This is a genomic window from Nocardia sp. NPDC051833, from assembly GCF_040681225.1.
Classification (GTDB): Bacteria; Actinomycetota; Actinomycetes; order Mycobacteriales; family Mycobacteriaceae; genus Nocardia.
On sequence record NZ_JBFAYK010000001.1, the window covers coordinates 2,400,362 to 2,415,697 of the forward strand.

Annotated in this window: 9 protein-coding genes and 1 pseudogene; 3 read left to right on the forward strand and 7 right to left on the reverse strand. The window is 71.6% G+C overall.

What is annotated here, in order from left to right:
* Positions 1-157: 157 nt before the first annotated feature.
* Both AB0L91_RS10835 and AB0L91_RS10840 read right to left on the reverse strand, forming a co-directional pair.
* Positions 158-1,630 (reverse strand): hypothetical protein, encoded by a 1,473-nt coding sequence (locus tag AB0L91_RS10835; protein ID WP_365009013.1) that lies wholly within the window; start codon positions 1,628-1,630, stop codon positions 158-160.
* The gene (locus tag AB0L91_RS10840; RefSeq protein WP_365009016.1) at positions 1,617-2,726 is read right to left on the reverse strand and encodes a hypothetical protein; all 1,110 of its coding nucleotides are present in this window, start codon (positions 2,724-2,726) and stop codon (positions 1,617-1,619) included. The genes AB0L91_RS10835 and AB0L91_RS10840 overlap by 14 nt, the downstream gene beginning before the upstream one ends.
* 166 nt (positions 2,727-2,892) lie before the next feature.
* Between AB0L91_RS10840 and trmB the strand changes: the two genes are divergently transcribed.
* From trmB to AB0L91_RS10855, 3 genes and pseudogenes are all read left to right on the forward strand, one after another.
* Positions 2,893-3,726: a tRNA (guanosine(46)-N7)-methyltransferase TrmB gene (gene trmB, locus AB0L91_RS10845; protein WP_355274985.1), complete on the forward strand. Its 834-nt coding sequence runs from the start codon at positions 2,893-2,895 to the stop codon at positions 3,724-3,726.
* A complete protein-coding gene (locus AB0L91_RS10850) occupies positions 3,723-4,445 on the forward strand; it encodes an NYN domain-containing protein (protein ID WP_365009020.1) in 723 nt (240 codons plus the stop codon). Before trmB ends, AB0L91_RS10850 begins: the two co-directional genes overlap by 4 nt.
* A pseudogene (locus AB0L91_RS10855) lies at positions 4,446-6,962 on the forward strand (MMPL family transporter); the annotation flags it as partial.
* A 2,034-nt stretch (positions 6,963-8,996) separates the two neighbouring features.
* Here AB0L91_RS10855 and AB0L91_RS10860 read toward each other — a convergent pair.
* The 5 genes from AB0L91_RS10860 to AB0L91_RS10880 all read right to left on the reverse strand — a co-directional run bounded on the left by AB0L91_RS10860 (position 8,997) and on the right by AB0L91_RS10880 (position 15,274).
* A complete protein-coding gene (locus tag AB0L91_RS10860; RefSeq protein ID WP_365009022.1) occupies positions 8,997-10,622 on the reverse strand; it encodes a DUF2339 domain-containing protein in 1,626 nt (541 codons plus the stop codon).
* An 859-nt stretch (positions 10,623-11,481) separates the two neighbouring features.
* Positions 11,482-12,147 (reverse strand): DUF1707 domain-containing protein, encoded by a 666-nt coding sequence (locus AB0L91_RS10865; RefSeq protein ID WP_365009024.1) that lies wholly within the window; start codon positions 12,145-12,147, stop codon positions 11,482-11,484.
* 49 nt (positions 12,148-12,196) lie between these two features.
* Complete coding sequence (locus tag AB0L91_RS10870) at positions 12,197-12,853, reverse strand: response regulator transcription factor (protein ID WP_218718521.1); 657 nt, start codon at positions 12,851-12,853, stop codon at positions 12,197-12,199.
* 14 nt (positions 12,854-12,867) lie between these two features.
* A complete protein-coding gene (locus AB0L91_RS10875; protein WP_355275002.1) occupies positions 12,868-14,046 on the reverse strand; it encodes a DUF5931 domain-containing protein in 1,179 nt (392 codons plus the stop codon).
* Complete coding sequence (locus tag AB0L91_RS10880) at positions 14,027-15,274, reverse strand: AI-2E family transporter (RefSeq protein ID WP_365009028.1); 1,248 nt, start codon at positions 15,272-15,274, stop codon at positions 14,027-14,029. Before AB0L91_RS10880 ends, AB0L91_RS10875 begins: the two co-directional genes overlap by 20 nt.
* Between the last annotated feature and the right edge of the window lie 62 nt (positions 15,275-15,336).

Consider the following 15,336-nt stretch of genomic DNA (forward strand, 5'->3'; position numbering starts at 1 on the left):
CCAAATGGACGGCGTACAGCGACGTCCATGGACGGAGGCCGCGCATCGACTGGCACGGAGCGGACGCCCAGGTTCCTGGTTAAAGGTTAACGCGATATGACGATCGATATTGAATCGGGTTGGGAATCCGGTTCACTGTTAACTACCCACAGGTCGATCACCCAATCACGGCCTCGGCGCGATCCAGCGCGGCGAGGTCTCGCTCGCACGCCGCCAGCTGCGCCGGGCGCTCGGCGACGAGGCGTCGCGCGAGGGTGTCCAGCTCGCCGACCCGGCGGTCGACCGCGACCGCGCGCGCCGTCGATTCGCGGATGACGTGCTCGGCCAATTCTGCCTCGACATCCACCAGAACCGCGGCGACACGCTGCTCGAGCTGGGCTTTCACATTCACCAGCGCCTCGGCCACCCACTGCGAGAGGTGATTGCGCTCGGCCAGCTGACCCCGCGCGCGCACCACCCAGTAGGCCGCGCCGGCGCCGAGCAGCAGCGTCACCGGGACGCTCGCGGCGTCCAGCGCGGGCACCAGCGACAGCGGCGCGACGACCAGTCGACCGAGGCCGACGCCAGCCGACGCGCCGAGCGCGATCATGAGGTGATCTTCGACACCACGGTGTCTCGGCTCGGGATCGGGGCCGACCTGCGGGGCCGGATCGTGCCTGCGTGCCGCGGGCGGGGCGGTGCCCACCCGGCGGGCAGTCTCGATCACCCTGGCGTCGATCGCGGTGTCGACCGCCACCGACAGCTCGGCCACGGCGTGCCGCAACCGCTGCGGGTAGGCGCGCAGCTCGGCGCGGTCGCAGCGGTCGAGCTCGGTGCGCGAGCGGGTGTGCAGGGCGCGCACCAGGGCGCCGACCTCGGTGGTCAGGTCGACGCGGGCCAGCTGGACCTGGCTGCGCACCGCGGACAGCCCGGTCTGGCGGCCGCCGTCCCGCTCCGCCAGCAGCGCCACCCGTTCCTCGCGCAGCCGGGTCGACTCGGCGCCCGCCCGCAGCGCGGTGACCTGCTCGGTGATCCTGGCCCTGGTGTCGGCGAACACCCTGATCAGCACGACCGAACGACGCACGGTGCCGTCGGTGGGCCGGTGCGCGGTCGCCGCGGCCAGCGCGGCGTGCAGACCGGCCAGGCCGGAGCGGTCGAGCAGGGCGGAGTCGTCGGCGGCGCGGGCCGCGGCGGACAGGCGGGCCGAGACCGGCAGCACGGGCAGGTCGGTGATGCCGCGAGCCGCCAGCAGGGCGAGGCTGCGTTCACGGGTCGCCTGCCAGTCCTGATAGGCGTGGAAGCCGTTCATGGCGAGCACGATCCGCTCGCCCGCGGCGCGCAGGCGGTCGATCACGGCGAGCATGTCGGCGCCGAGCACGCTGCCCGCGTCGAAGACGATCAGGGCGGCGACGGGATCGGCCGACGCGGTGACGGCGGCCGGGTCGGTGAGGTCGACGCGCGGTTCGAACCGGGCCAGTTCGGTCCGCAGCAGGGTGGTGTTGGCGTCGTCGACCGCGTAGAAGGCGACGGTGGACCCGGCGCCCGCCTGCGCCATCGCCCGCAGCAGCGCGGCGCCCTGCGGGTTCCAGCGCTCGACGACGGCGGCGAGCTCGTCGGACAGCGGCTCGTCCGGTTGCTCAGAGCCCGGCACTCGTCATCCGTTCCCAGGCGCGCACATAGCCGTTGTGTACGCGCAGGGCGGCGCGGCGGGCGGCGGGCGGCATGTCGCTGGAGACCACGGCCCGCCAGCGGGTGGCGCGGGCGAGCGCCTCGTCGGCGTCGGCGGGCGCGGGCGAGGGGTAGCCGGCGGCCAGGTGGGCGACCTGCGGGCAGGCCAGTCCCGCGCACAGTCCGGCCCACAGCGCGTCGTCGCCGACGAGGTACTGCTCGATCAGCTCGCGGGCGCGGCCGCCGTCGGCGGGCACGGCGCGCGCGGCGAGCCGGACCAGTTCGTCGAGCAGTTCGCCGCCGCGCACCGCCTCCACCTGCTCGTAGCGGCGGTGCACGAGCCGGTGCAGCGGGTCGACGCCGCCGGCCGAGTGCAGGATCTGGATCAGCGCGGCCGAGGTCAGGTCGGGGTCGGCGCGCAGCGCGGTGAGCGCGCAGTCGACGCCGTAGAGGTCCCAGTTGGCGATCAGCCGCCTGCGCGCGTCCTGGTCGGAGCCGGTGCCGATGAACAGGTCGGCCGACAGCACCGACGGCACATCGGGGCCGACCGCGAGCCTGCGCAGGTCGGACAGGTCGGCGGCGTCCACCGCGCCCGCCCTGGTCCGCGCGGCCAGCGAGGCGACGACGGGCACGATCGGCAGCCCCAGCTCGCGGGCCGACCGCTCGGCGGCCGCCACCGCGTCACCCCAGCGCGCCCCGACCGCGTCGGCCTTGTTCAGCACCACGACCCCGCGACCCGCCGGCACCGTGGCGAGCACGCGGTGATCGGCGGCCTGCGGCGCACCGGCGAGGACATAGATGACGAGGTCGCCGTCGAGCACCGGGTCCGGCTGATCGGGCTGATCGACCGGCGCGGTCTCCTCCGCCGACAGCAACGCCAGCGCCCGCAGCACGGTGGTCCGCCCGCTCAGCGCCCGCCCCGCGACCTGGATGTGCAGCGGTCGGCGGCGCCGGGCGACCGCCGCGGCCAGCCGCTCGGCGATCGCCGGATCGGTCCCCCGCCCGGCCCCGATGGCCCCGATCAGCTGGTCGAGCTGGTCGGATGCCCGTGACTGTGCGGATTCGGTGGCTGTCGACATTCTGCACACCCCCTTTTCGGAGGGCATTCTGTCAGATCCGGGTGGCGGTGGCCGTCGCGAACCGTCGGCCGACCTGGGGCAACACCGCCGCTACACCGCACGGATCGCCGGTGCGCGGTCCGGACCAGCGCACGCGCCTGCGACGTAGCTCGGCGCATGCTGGACAATGGACGGCGTGAACGACGCCGCCAACCACCCTGTCGAGTCGGCGCCGGGGCAGCCGTCCACCGGCTCGACCCATCCCAAGCTGTCCGAGATACCGCACGAGGCGGGCCGCCGCTCGACCACGGGCTCCCGGCTCTACCCCCGCGTCACGAGCTTCCGCTCGCGGCGCGGCGCGCTGACGCCGAATCAGCAGGTCTCCTGGGAGCGCACCTGGCCGGTGATCGGCCGCGACGTCGCCAACGAGCCGCTCGACGCCGACACCTGGTTCGGCCGCAGCGCGCCGCTGGTCATCGAGATCGGCTGTGGCACCGGCACCGCGACGGCCGCGATGGCCCAGGCCGAGCCGCACCTGAACCTGATCGGCATCGAGGTGTACCAGCCGGGTCTGGCCCAGCTGGTCTGCCAGATCGAGCGCGAGGAGATCGGTAACATCCGGCTGCTGCGCGGCGACGCCGTCGACGTGCTGGAGAACATGGTTGCCCCGGAGTCGCTGACCGGCGTCCGGGTGTTCTTCCCCGACCCGTGGCCCAAGGCGCGCCACCACAAGCGCAGGCTGCTGCAGGCGCCGACCTTCGCGCTGATCGCCAGCAGGCTGAAGCCGGGCGGCGTGCTGCACGTCGCCACCGACCATGCCGATTACGCCGAGCACATCCTGGAAGTAGGCTCGGCGGAACCGCTGCTCACCGGCCTGAACGACACCACCGGCGGCGACAGCGCCGCCAACCGCGTCACCGCGCCGATCGGTTTCGAACGGCCCGTCACCAAGTTCGAGGGCAAAGGCCTGCGTGCCGGTAGCGCCATCAACGAGTTCATATGGGGGAAGATCGACAGATGAGCGTGAGTGAGATCGCCACCGAGATGCCGGAAATCGCCCAGGGAGCAGCCGGCAGCGAGGCGTTGAGCAGTTCCGGCTCCGATGTCCGACGCGTCCTGCTCGTCTGGGACGCGCCGAACCTCGACATGGGACTCGGCGCCATCCTCGGTGGTCGTCCCACCGCCGCCTATCGCCCCCGTTTCGACGCGCTCGGCCGCTGGCTGCTCGCGCGCACGGCCGAGCTGTCGGTCGGCGCGAAGGGCCGCGTCGAACCCGAGGCGACCGTCTTCACCAATATCGCCCCCGGCACCGCCGATGTGGTCCGGCCGTGGGTCGAGGCGTTACGCAACGTCGGTTTCGCGGTCTTCGCCAAGCCCAAGATCGACGAGGACTCCGACGTCGACGCCGACATGCTGGCGCATATCGCGATGCGCGAGCGCGACGGCGGTCTGGCGGCCATCATGGTGGCCTCGGCCGACGGTCAGGCCTTCCGCGAACCACTGGAAGCCATCGCCGCCAAGGGAATCCCCGCTCAGGTTCTCGGTTTCCGTGAGCACGCGAGTTGGGCGGTGACTTCCGATACTCTCGAGTTCGTCGACCTCGAGGACATCCCGGGAGTATTCCGGGAGCCGCTACCGCGGGTGAGCCTCGATTCGCTGCCCGACGAGGGTGCCTGGCTGCAGCCGTTCCGGCCGCTGTCGGCACTACTCACGTCTCGCCCTGGTCAAGGAGTCGCTTAAGTGTTCACCCGCTGGGGCGATCTGGTCTATCGGTTCCGTTTCGCCGTCATCGTGGTCGTCGGTGGGGCGATGTTGGCGCTGGGTGCCTACGGCATGGGCCTCGGCCCTCGCCTGTCGCAGAGCGGCTGGTTCGATCCGGGCTCGGAGTCGGTGCAGGGCGCGCAGATCGCCGACGGCTCGTTCGGGCGCGACCACAACGCCGACGTGATCGTCATGTACAACGCCCCAGAGGGCAAAACGATCGATGACCCCGAGTTCGCGCAGAAGGTCGTCGGCAGTCTGACCACGATCCTCGCCGAACATCCGGATCAGATCAGCAAGATCAACGGCACCTACTGGAAGGTGGGCGACGCGCCCGCCGTGCCGTCGGCATTCGGGTCCAAGGACAAGAAGCACGGCTTCGCCGCCATCGCCCTCGTCGGCGACAACGACACGGTCATCATGGCCAATTACCGTGCCGTGCAAGATGTCTTCGCCATTCCCGGCGTCGATGTCGAAGTCTCGGGCCTGCAGCCCATCGCGGTCACTCTGACCGACACCATGGATCACGACGTCAAGCGGATGGAAGTGCTGGCCCTCCCCGCGGTGGCGATCCTGCTGTTCTTCATCTTCGGCGGCATCGTCGCCGCCGCGTTGCCGCTGATCATCGGTGGTTTGACGGTTCTCGGCGCCACCGGCGTCGTCATGGCGTTGACCAACTTCGTCGAAGTCAACTTCTTCGTCACCGCTGTCGTCTCGATGATCGGTCTCGGCCTCGCGATCGACTACGGCCTGTTCATCGTCAGCCGCTTCCGCGAAGAACTGGCAGAGGGCTACACCACGCCTGCCGCCGTCCGGCGATCGGTGATGACCGCTGGACGAACAGTGGTGTTCTCCGCGACGATGATCGTCGCCAGCGTCGGCGGCATCCTGATCTTCCCGCAGGGATTCCTGCGCTCGGTCGCCTACGGCACCATCGCCGCCGTCTCGCTGGCGGCGCTGACCGCCGTCACGATCCTGCCCGCGATGCTGGGCATTCTCGGCCCGCGCGTCGACATGCTGGGACTCAAGTGGTTCCGCAAGACCAGGACCGCCGAGGAAGTCGAGAACGGTTTCTGGGGCAACCTCACCCGCTGGGTGATGCGGCACCCGCTCAAGATCGCGATCCCCGTGACGGTCGGCCTGTTGTTGCTGATCATCCCGGTCAAGAATCTGGCATTCGGCGGGATCAATGAGAAGTACCTGCCGCCGGACAATGAGACCAGGGCCGCGCTCGAGCACTTCTACCAAGTCTTCCCGCAGAAGAAGACCGACCCGATCCAGCTGGTCTTCGTCTCCGACAACACGGTGGCGATCGGCAAGGTCTGGAAGGAGGCCAACCAGGCTCCCGGGCTGGTCGGCCCGTTCGAAGTACCGACCAAGTCGCCGACCAATCCCGAGGTGTTCCGCACCTCGGCGACCCTGGTCGATCCCACCGGCGGTGCCGAACCGACCATCGACTACCTGCGCTCGATCGAGGTTCCCGACGGCGTCACCATGTACGTCACCGGTCAGCCCACGCTCATGGCCGACAGTATCGACACGCTGCTCGAGCTGATGCCGTGGATGATCCTGATCGTCCTGTTCACCACCTTCGTGCTGATGTTCCTGACGTTCGGCTCGCTGGTGCTGCCGATCAAGGCCGCGCTGATGAGCGCGCTCGGACTCGGCTCGACCCTGGGCATCCTCACCTGGATATTCGTCGACGGCAACGGTTCCGGGATCCTCAACTTCACACCACAGCCGATCAGCGCCCCGGTGCTGATGCTGATCATCGCGATCATCTACGGCCTGTCGACCGACTACGAGGTCTTCCTGCTCTCCCGCATGGTGGAGGCACGCGCGCAAGGCGCGTCGACCACCGAGGCCGTGCGGATCGGCACCGCCCAGACCGGCCGCATCATCACCGCCGCCGCGCTGATCCTGCTGGTGGTGACCGGCGCCTTCGCGTTCTCCGACATGGTGATGATGCAGTACATCGCCTACGGCATGATCGCGGCGCTGTTCATCGACGCGACCGTGCTGCGCATGCTGCTGGTGCCCGCGATCATGAAGCTGCTCGGCGACGACTGCTGGTGGGCGCCGAAGTGGATGAAGCGGATCCAGGAGAAGATCGGGCTCGGCGAGCCCATTCTCGACGACGAGCGGCCGCAGAAGGGCGCCGTGGTCGACCTGGTGAAGACCACGCCGATCACCGATCCGCCGACCATGCAGATGACGGTGGTCCCCGACAGCAAGCTGGCCAAGACCCCGCGCCGCCCGCGCACGGTCGCCGAGATCGAGGCCGAGGCGCCGACCGCGCACCTGGACAAGATCACCGAGCACACCGACCCCGCCGAGCCGGCGCGGCCGCGGCCGCCGATGTCGCCCGATCCCACACGTCCGCGCGCGCCGATGCTGTCGGGCGAGCCGACCCGGGTGCTCCCGGTGGTCAAGCCGGGCGCCGAACCGCCGAAGCCCGAACCGGATTCGGCCCAGAAGGCGCCGGAGGCCACGCCGCCGTCGATGTTCACCACCGGTGAGCCGACGCAGATCCTGCCGGTCGTCAAGCCCGGTGCCGAACCGCCGAAGCCCGAACCGGGCCCCGATCGTCCGGGCCGGGACGCGCCGCGCGGCGAGGTGGGTTTCCGTGCGCCGGAGGCGAATTCCGCCGCGCCCGCGACGCCCGGCGATTCCGGGGTGATCGGTGGCGACAGCACCGGACCCGCGATCGACGGCGTCATCGGTGGACGCGATCTGCCTGCCTTCGCTCCCGCCCCGGCACCCGATCGTGGTCGGGGTGCCGTCCCCGGTCCGGCTCCCGCTTCCGGCTCGGCTCCGGCACCTGGCTCGGGTCCGGCCGCTGGCTCGGCTCCGGCCCATGGCTCGGCTCCGGGCGCTGGCTCGGCTCCGGCTCCCGGCTCGGCTCCGGCTCCCGGCTCGGCTCCGGCCCACGGCTCGGCTCCCGCACCTGGCTCGGCTCCGGCCGCTGGCTCGGCTCCGGCTCCTGGCTCGGCTCCGGCCCACGGCTCGGCTCCGGCACCTGGCTCGGCGCCTGCTCGTGGTCAGGGTGGCGCTCCCGGTCCGGCCGCCGCCCGTGGTCAGGGTGCCGTTTCTGGTCCGGCTCCCGCTTCCGGCTCGACTCCGGCCCACGGCCCGACTCCGGCCCACGGCTCGACTCCTGCCCCGGCCGCTGGCTCGACTTCCACCACCCCGGGCGCGGCGCCGAGCCGCGATACCCCGCCGCCGCGCGGATCGGCGCGGGTGCAGCCGCCGAGCGGCTACAGCCCGTCCGCACCCCGGGTGTCGACCCCGGGTGAGGCACCCGGATTCGGCGCGCCCGCAGAGGATTCCGACGCGCGGCCGAGCATCGTGCCGCCCGCCCGGCCGAGCATCGTCAACCCGCAGCCGCGTGGTGTGGTGCCGCCGCCCGCGCCGAGCATCGTGAACACGCCGCCGCCCGGTGTCGTGCCGCCGCCGGCGCCGGGCATCGTCACCCCGCCGCCGAGCATCGTGTCGCCGACGCCGCGACCGGTCGAACCGCCCGCGGGCGGGACGTTCAGCGGATTCACCCCGCTGACCGGCTTCGAGCCGACGCCTCGCGAGGAGGCGGCGGAACCGGAGCCGCGCAGCACGGCGTCGGCGAGCGACGATCTGTCGGTGACGCCGGGCGCGCACCGCGCCGAGTCGCCCGCGAACGACATCGCGCGGCCCGAGCAGGACGACGAGCCGCGGGGTGTCTTCGGCACCTCGGTTCCCGTCGAACCGCAGCAGCCGACCTCGCCGTGGAACGGCAGCCCGGCCGCGCCGAGCGGATTCACCGCCCCCGACTCGGACAGCGGACCCCGGTTCGCCCCGGTCACGCCGTCGCCGGAGCAGGACTCGGCGCGACCGGAGGTGCGCCCGCAGGTGGCCCCGCCCGGTTTCACCGCCGTCCCGTCCGGCGAGGTGACCCCGGCGACCGAGCCGATGCCGCAGACCGAAACCGCCGAACCGCCGTCGAACCCGAGCCGGTGGCAGGCCCCGGACGGCTTCACCGCCGTGCCCGCGCCGACGGCCGCCGCGCCCGAAGCGCCGGCCACGCCGGAGCCCGCCGCGGACGACAGTGCCACCAGCGCACCGGATCTCGACGAGCCACAGGCGGACAGCCGCAACGAGATCGAGAACTGGATGGCCCAGCTGCGTTCCTCCCGGCGCGGCACCGCCGCCGCCGAGGAGGGTCGGCACAGCGGCAACGAAGGGCGCACGGTCAGCGTGAACGAGCTGCTGCGCCGTCGCGAGGACGACTCGAACTGAGCCGAGCCGCGCTCGAACGCGAGGAAACCCACGGCGATCTTTCGCCGTGGGTTTCCTCGTTCAACGCTCGATCGAGCCGTAGACCGGCCGACGGGGTGGCCTCAGACGTTCAGATCGGCTGAGTCCCTTCCGGTTTCGCGCTGCCTTTCGGTCGCCGATAGAGATCCGAGAATGGTCTTCACCTCACGGAATCAGGGAGCGCGCTCGCGCCGGCACCTCCCGCACCGCCCGACCCCGGTGGCGAAAACGTACCGCCCGCTAGCTGTTCGGGCGGGTGGGCGCCGCGTCGGCGAAAGCACGCGCGTAGCGAGTTCCGGTGAGCAGCAGGAGCATTCCGACCACCAGGAAGGCGGCCACACGGACCAGACCGGACAGTGTCGACAGGTCGAACAGGAACAGCTTGGCCAGTGCGGCGGCGGCGACCAGCAGGCCCGAGACCAGGCAGACCTTGGCGACGGCGGGCGAGCGGGACAGCCTGCGCAGGCCGTAGAACAGCGCGGCCGTGGCCGCGGCCATCCACACGATGGTGGCGATGCTGTGGCCGAGGATGAAACCGTCCGGCCCGCCGAGGGATACGCCCAGCGAGACCGACGCGACCAGCACGTAGTAGAGCCCGGCGACACTCACCGCGATCCACACCCCGGTGACGAGCGCCTGCTCACCCCAGCCCCGCACCCGGGGCACCGTCCACGCCACCATGGCCGCGACGCCGAGCCCGAGGACGGCGGCACCGGCGGTCGCGAGGTCGAGGCGCTGGTCGGCGAGGCGGTGCAGCGCCAGGGTTTCCGGCGTGGCCATCGCCAACAGCACCAGTCCACCGAGTGCGGCGAAGGCGATGCCGAGGCCCGCGCTGACCCGCGTCCGGCTCGTCGCCGCGACCGCGAGGAAGGCCAGGGCCACCGTCGCGAGCGCGATCGGCAGCAGCCGCGGCTCACCGCCGGTCCCGGTGACGCAGGTCAGCAGCAGGGCGACGGCGCCGGTGAGCGCGGCGACCAGCGCGGTGTGCCGGGGAATCCCGAGGCGCTCGGCGAGCCCGGCGACCAGCGTCGTCGCCGCCAGGCCGAGCAGGATCGCGGCCTGCGCGCCGGTGATCGCCGCGGTTACCGGGCGGTCGAACAGCAGTGCGGCGGCGAAGACGGGCAGCGCGGTGAGCGCGATCGTGACGCTCGCGGTGATGTCGCCGGAGCGGCGCCGGACCACCAGCAGCGCGCCGATCAGCCCCACCACCGCGCAGGCGACCGCCGCTGCCAGCAGCCCGCCGCGCTCCTCGACGACCTCGTCACCGGCGATGGCGGCCGACAGCCCGCTCAGCGCGATCATGCTCAGCGCGGCCAGCGCCACCGGCAGGGTCCGCGCCACGTGCAGCACCGGCCACTCCCGGCGCATCTGCACCGGCACCCCCGCCGCCTGCAACACCACCAGGAACCCCAGCAGCAGGAGCTCGGTCGTCAACACGGGCGACAGCACCGCCGCGCCAAGCACCACCCCCACCGCCAGCGGTTGCGACTGCCACCGCATCGCGATCCCGACCCCCGCCGACGCGACCCCCAGCGCCACCGCGAGCCCGATCCCCGGCGCCACCCAGTGGTAGTACCCGGTCACCGCGACCACATCCAGGTAGGCACCGGCAATACCGGTGGCCACCAACGCGATTCCGCCGACCCGCCCACCGGGCCGCCCGAACACTCGCCACCCGGCCGCGACCAACCCGACCGAAAGCGCTCCCCCGGCAACAACTCTCGCTACCGGCCCGAAGAACCCGGCCTGCGCCGCCAGCACCAGCAACATCAGCACACCGATGAGCGTCACCCCGACACCCGCCACGGCCAGCGCCCGCGAAATCACCCCTTCCCGCTGCCACCACGGCGTCCGCGGCTCCCGCACCACCGGCGCCGCCCATGCCCCACCGGGCCGCCCCGCCCCATACCCCGACGCCCGGTTCCAGCCCCCGTACGACGGCGGAACATGCTGCGCCCCAGCCATTTGCCGCCCCTGCCCATACCCCGGCGCCCACGGCGAATGCCCCACCCCAGCACCACCGGACACCCCACCGACGAACTGCCCGCCCGGGCCGAACCCACCCACCGGCCCGGCAACTCCGGCGGGGGCACCGGTCGACGCGGCCGCAGGGGAAACTCCCGGAACCGATCCAGCTCCAGCGCTTGTGGGAGCACCCCACGGCGGAACCGCCGCCGGTGCATCACGAACCGCGCTGTCAGCGACCACACGATCGCCAGCCTCCGCGGCAACCGCCCTTCCTGGCGTATCGCCCGGTATCGCCACATCTCCGGCAACGCCTTCGCCCGAGTCGGACGCACCACCGTCCGTCGCACGGGTAGGCGAGGTGGTGATGCCGGTAGCAGCCGGAGCCCCGGATGCCGCATCGAGCATCGGCCCAGCCGGGATCGGATCGGGCGAAGGCGCATGCGGAGTCACTGTTGGGCCCGGATCGGGCGACACCGAACGAGGAGTTGGCGCCGGTGCCGCCACGAACCCGGGGTACACCGCGGTCCCCCGACCCGGCGCGGGCGCACCCGCGATCTCCCCCTGCAACTGTGCGCGCAGCACCTCCAGGTCACCGCCGAGCTGCCCCATCCGGGCACCCAGCGTGGTGAACTCGCCCGAGAGGCGGGCGACGAGCGCGGGATCGATCGAAGTACTCATGTCCTCATCGTCGGCGCGCGGGCGGCGCGGGACATGAGTAGAAACCCCTGCCGGGGTGCCAGTTCCTACCCGAAAACGGTCAGGAGCCGAGGAAACGGCGCCACTGGACCATGAGCGGGTACTTCGCGGTGACCGAGCCGAAGCGGACACGACCGTGCACGACCAGGTGCAGCGGGCCGATCGGTGGACCGGTGCGGACCTTGTTGGTGACGCCGGAGCCGATGAGTTCCAGGCCGTTGAGGTCGACGGTGGCGGCCGCGGGGACCAGCAGGGTGAGCCCGCTGAGGTAGTCGTCGACCTTGATCTCGACGATCTGGGTCTGCATGACCGCCTCGGTGAAGTCCAGGGTGACGCCCGAGAGCAGGTTGTTCAGGTGCAGGACCGGCGGCACCTGCCAGGGTCCGCGGCGGTGCACACCGGAGAGGCGGCTGCGGATCAGGCCCGGGATCGAACCGCCGGGCGGGACCGGGCGCGGCCGCGGCATCGCGGCGGGCTGCGGCGCGCCCGCCACCCGCATGCCGGGCAGGTCGACGAGCACGGCGTTGAGTTCACCGCGGGTCTTCGCGGCGAGCGCGGTGTCCATGCGTTCGGTGAACTCGCCGAGCGAGAGCATGCCGAGGCCGACGGCGCGTTGCAGCAACTGGCCGACGTGCTCGCGTTCGGCGTCGGAGACGCGCAGGTCCCGGTCGCCGACGGGGCCGGCCGTCGTGGCGCCGGGTACGAAGAGGGATTCGGGACCGCCCATGTCATCGAGGGTAGCGACGGCGGCACCCCCGGCACATCAGGGCAAACCCCTATTCGAGTCCCTGTTCGATGGCGTACCGGGTGAGTTCGACCCGGTTGGCGAGCTGGAGTTTCCGCAGCGTCGCCTGCACATGGTTCTCCACGGTGCGATGGGAGAGATTGAGCCGCGAGGCGATCTGCTTGGCGGACAGACCCTTGGCGACCATCCGCAGCACCTCGGTCTCCCGCTCGGTCAGCGAAGGGCGATGCGGTTCGTCGGCGGCGGGCGGCGCGGTCGCCATCCGGCGATACTCGCCGAGCACGAGGCCGGCGAGGCCGGGCGTGAACACCGGCTGCCCGGCGGCGGTGGCCCGCACCGCGTCGATCAGCTCGGCGGCCGACGCGCTCTTGACCAGATAACCGCTGGCCCCGGCCTTGATCGCGTCGAGCACGTCGTCGCGTTCGGCCGACGCCGAGAGCACGAGCACCCGGCTGTGCGGGGAGACCCGCAGCACCTCGGCGGTGGCGGCGGCGCCGTTGCCGTCGGTGAGCTGCATGTCCATCAGCACCACGTCGGGCTGGACCGCGGCCGCGCGGCGGGTGGCGGTGCCGACCCCGTCGGCGGTCGCGGGGACGGCGAATCCGGCCTCGGTGAGGTCGCGGGAGACGCCCTCGCGCCACATCGGGTGGTCGTCGACCACCATCACCGTGATCGCCTGGTCCGTCATCGCGGCTCCTTCGCTCAGCGCGCCGGGTGGCGCGGAATCCGGAATTCCCATTCGGTGCCGAAGTCCTCGCCCTCGGTCAGCAGTTCGGCGGTGCCGCCCAGCGCCTCGACCCGGCCGACGATGGAGCGGGAAACCCCCATCCGCCCTTCGGCTTCGGCCGCGGCGAGCCGCCCCGCCGGGATGCCGATCCCGTCGTCGCGCACGCTCACCACCAGCATGTCACCGGTGTCCTCCAGCAGCACATAGGCTTTCGCGTCCGGCCCCGCGTGCAGGTCGACGTTCGACAGCGCGGTGGCCACGGCGGCGGCGATCTCCTGCGCGGCGGTCCTGGCGATCAGCACCGGGTCACCCGGTGTCGCCACCGAGACCTCCGGCGTGGCCCGTGCGGTGAGCATCGGCCGCAGATCCACCTCGGCCGCACCGGAATCCGGCTGTTCGGCCTGTTCGGACAGCAGGACCCGCAGCGCCACCTCCTGCTCCCCGGCGCGCTGCGCGAGTTCGGTCGCCGGTCCGCCGATCTCGGTGCCGCGGCGCTTGATGAAGGCCAGCACTTGCAGCACGCCGTCGTGCACTTCGCGGGCCAGCCGCTCCCGTTCCTGCGCGGCGGCGGTGATCCGCAGCGCCCGCTCGAGCTGTCCCTGGGCGCGGCGCGCGGTATTGGCCGCCAGGCCGAGCGCGAGGCCGACCGAGACGAGCACCGGCGCGGTCGCGTCGCCCCACACGTCCTGTCCCCACTGCTCACGCACCGTCACCACCACCGCCGACATCCCGAGCCCGGCGAGCACCCCGGCGACCGGGCCGCGCAGGATCGCCATCGAGATCACCGAGTTGGCGATCCACAGCGTGGTCGGCAGCGTCTGATGACCGTGGTACCAGTCGTAATCGGCGACCAACCGGGTGGAGGCGATCAGCAGGATCGTCACGACCTGGTCGCCGAAGACCACCCAGCCCCGGATCCGGCCGGTCGCGGTGGGGAAATACCACTGCGACAGCAGCAGCGCGGACGTGCCCGACCAGATCGCCATCAGCGCGATCAGCACCCAGCTCAGCCGCGGGTGCTCGTAGTAGGACACCGACGCGATCTGCTGGCCGATCGCGTACAGCAGCGTGACCAGCCGGAACGCCTGGGCGGCCCGCCACAGGGGCGCGGTCGCCGCGTCGGCCGAGCTCAGCTCAGCTGTGTGCGTCCGCATCGCCGGGCTCCGCCTCGGTCTTGTTCTCTTCCTTGCGCAGCGTGCGCGCGATGTCGAACCGGCCCGGCTCCGGTTTGTCCGGCTCGGCGGCGAACATTCTTCGGTCGTCGCCGACGAGTTCGCCGTAGACCTCCTCCGGACTGTCGGCGAGCAGATAGCGGATCGCGGTATTGCCGACGGCGATCAACGGCACGGCCAGCAGCGCGCCCGCGATCCCGCCGACCACCAAACCGGCGGTGATCGCCAGGACGACGGCCAGCGGATGGATGCTCACCGCCCGGCCGAGCAGCAGTGGTTGCAGCACATGACCCTCGAGCTGCATCACCGCGATGATGATGCCGAGCACGATCAGCGCCGTCACCGGCCCCTTGGTGACCAGCGCGATGAACACCGCGACGAACCCGGCGAAGAACGCGCCGATGATCGGGATGAACGCGCTGATGAACACCAGCGAGGCCAGCGGCAGCGCCAGCGGGACGTGCAGGATCGCCAACCCGGCGCCGATGCCGATCGCGTCCACCGCGGCCACGACGACGGTGGCGCGCACGAACCCGACCAGCGTGCCGAAGCCCAGCTCACCGGCGGTGCGGACCTTCTCCCGGTGCGCGGTGGGGATGATCCGGGTGACGAAGTGCCAGATCTGGTCGCCGCCGTAGAGGAAGAAGATGAGGATGAACAGGATCAGGAACGCGCCGGTGAGGATGTGCCCGATCGCGGTGGCGGTGGTCAGCGCGCCGCTGGTCAGGCTCTCGCGGTTGTCCTGGATGGTGCGCACGATGGTGTCGCCCGCGCTGCGGATCTGCTGATCGCTCAGGTGCGGCGGGCCGTTGATCAGCCAGTCCTGCACCTTGTGCACGCTGTTGGTGACCTCGTTGGACAGCCCGGGCACACCGTCGACGAACTGCTCGACGACGAAGGTCAAGATCCCGGCGAGCAGGCCGATCGACCCGACCAGCGCGACGAACACGCCGAGCGAACGCGGAATCCCGACCCGCTGCATCCAGTCGACCAGCGGCGCGAGCAGCGCGGCCGCGAGCAGCGCGATCGCCAGCGGAATCACCACGGTGGCGAACTTCTGCACCAGCATCCCCACCGCGAGCAGGGCGGCGAAGATGATCAACAGCCGCCAGCTCCAGGCGGCGGCTTTGCGGACCAGGGGATGGACTGCCTCGGCGTCCGCGCGCCACGGCACGGACGTGGGCCCGGAATCTACCTTCTGGTCGGTCACCCGAGAGAGCCTATCGGTCCGAACGCTAGATTGGTGGTCGTGTCGGCGCCCCTGGAAGCGGT